This is a genomic window from Nocardia farcinica (assembly GCF_029867845.1).
GTDB classification, from domain to species: domain Bacteria; phylum Actinomycetota; class Actinomycetes; order Mycobacteriales; family Mycobacteriaceae; genus Nocardia; species Nocardia farcinica_A.
Map to the genome: position 1 here is coordinate 1 of NZ_JARWRU010000784.1, position 2,129 is coordinate 2,129.

Annotated in this window: 2 protein-coding genes; both read right to left on the reverse strand. The window is 72.6% G+C overall.

Annotation, left to right across the window (positions count from 1 at the left end):
- Nucleotides 1–183: 183 nt before the first annotated feature.
- On the reverse strand, nucleotides 184–1,110 hold the full coding sequence (locus QH283_RS17165; protein ID WP_280504000.1) for a metallophosphoesterase family protein: 927 nt from the start codon (nucleotides 1,108–1,110) through the stop codon (nucleotides 184–186).
- Nucleotides 1,107–2,129, reverse strand: a 1,023-nt coding sequence (locus QH283_RS17170; protein WP_280504001.1) for a beta-ketoacyl reductase, incomplete at its 5' end; no start/stop codon positions are given. The genes QH283_RS17170 and QH283_RS17165, both read right to left, overlap by 4 nt.

Consider the following 2,129-nt stretch of genomic DNA (forward strand, 5'->3'; position numbering starts at 1 on the left):
TGTGGGGGCGGGGGTCCGCGCTTGGGGGCTGCGCGGGGGGCGGGGCCCCGGGCGGCCGCCCGGGCGAGCTGGGCTATTAACTCGGCCGGCCGCGACGGTTCCAACTGCCGCAGGGCGGGCTGGTCGGCGCCGAGTCTGCGCTCCAATGGTGTTCTCTCGTCGGGTGTCTCGCTCATCGGGTGCTCATTCCCGGCCGGCGGCCACGCGCCGGCCCATCCAACGTGTCAGTCGCTGTGCGTGCTGCGGCACCCAGCCCGCGCCGGGCCTGCCGCGCCCGACCGGGCGCGGGGCGGGCACGATCTGGGTGAGCAACGGATCGGGCAGGCCCCGCCACCGCCACTCGCGCGGGTAACCGAGGGACACCTCCTCGAAGCGCACGCCGTCGAAATGGTCGGTGCGGCGGATGTGCAGGTGCCCGTAGACCACGCACTCGACGCGATAGCGGCGGTGCCAGTCGGCGGTCAGCTCGGTGCCGCACCACATCCCGAACTCCGCGCGCAACAGCCGCTCGACCGGTGTGCGGACGAGCGGGAAGTGGTTGACCAGCACCAGCCGTTCCGCGGGGTCGACGGCATCGAGCCTGCCGCGGGTGTAGGCGACCCGCTCGCGGCACCACTGCTCCCGCGAGTCGTACGGTTCGTGGGACAGTAGCTGCTCGTCGACCGCGACGGTGCCGCGCGCCTCGGCGGCGGCCAGCCCCTCGGCCTTCGTCGTGGCCCCGCGCGGCGGGAAGCTGTAGTCGTAGCCGATGAACAGCGGCGCCACCGTCACCGGTCCGCCCGGTCCCGCCCAGCGCGGGTAGGGGTCCTCGGGGGTGTGGATGCCCAGCGCGCGGCACATCCGCACGAGCAGCCGATAGCGGCCCGCACCGCGCTCGGACACCGGATCGCGGGCGGTGGTCCACAGGTCGTGATTGCCCGGCACCCACACGACCTCGGCGAACCGGTCCCGCAGCAGCGCCAGGGTGCGGCGCTGCGTGTCGACTTTCTCCGCCACGTCCCCGGCCACGATCAGCCAGTCGTCGGCCGAGGTCGGGCGGATGTGGTCGAGTACCTCGCTGTTGCCCTGATGACTGACGTGCAGATCGCTGATCGCCAGCACGCGGCTCACGACACCGCCCCGCTGACCGTGCCGATCCTGCCGACCGCCGACTCGAGCCTGCGCACCAGATCCGCGGGTATCTCCCGGTTCTCGTGGATGGCGGCCAACCGGTCGAGCAGCATCTCGACCTCGGCGACGATCGGGTCGGTGAGCTCGGCGTCCTGCGGGGTGACCTGCTCGAGCACGTGGCGGGCGAGCAGGTTCACCGTCGGGTACTGGAAGATCACCGAGTTGGCCAGTTTGACGCCGGTCAGCGCGCGCAGATGGGCGCCGAGTTCGATGGAGCTGAGCGAGTCGACGCCCATCTCGGTGAACTCCCGGTCCGGGTGCACGGCCTCGGGGGAGGAGTAGCCGAGCACCATCGCGATCGGCGTCTTGAGCATGTCGACGACGACCTCGTGCTGCTCGGCCGGGGTCAGCCCGGACAACCGCTTGGCCAGCTGGGAGGCGTCGCCCATCTGCTGGGTGGCGCGCGGGCGGGTGTGCAGCAGGGCGCGGAAGAACGGCGGCAGCTCGGCGACCGAGGCGGCCACCCGCAGCAGCGACAGGTCGATGCCGATCGGCAGCACGTTCGGGCGGCCGGTGTGCAGCGCGGCGTCGAACAGCTCGAGCGCCTTGTCCGTCGGCATCGGGGTGACGCCCATGCGGCGCAGCCTGGCCCGGTCCTTCTCGTCCATCGTGCCGGTGTTGGAGGTGTCCTCCGACCACCAGCCCCAGGCCAGGGCGGCGGCGGGCAGCCCGCGCAGATGGCGATGCCTGGCCAGCGCGTCGAGGAAGACGTTGGCGGCGGCGTAGTTGGCCTGCCCGGCATTGCCGAACGCGCCTGCCGCCGAGGAGAAGAGCACGAACATCGACAGGTCGAGCCCCTCGGTGAGCTCGTGCAGGTGCCACGCGCCACCCGCCTTGGCCGGCAGCACCGCGTCCAGGTGCTCGGGGGTGAGCGCGTCGAAGGCGGCGTCGGCCAGGCCCGCCGCCAGGTGGATCACCGCGCCGAGGGGATGCGCGGGGTCGATCGTGTCGAGGACGGC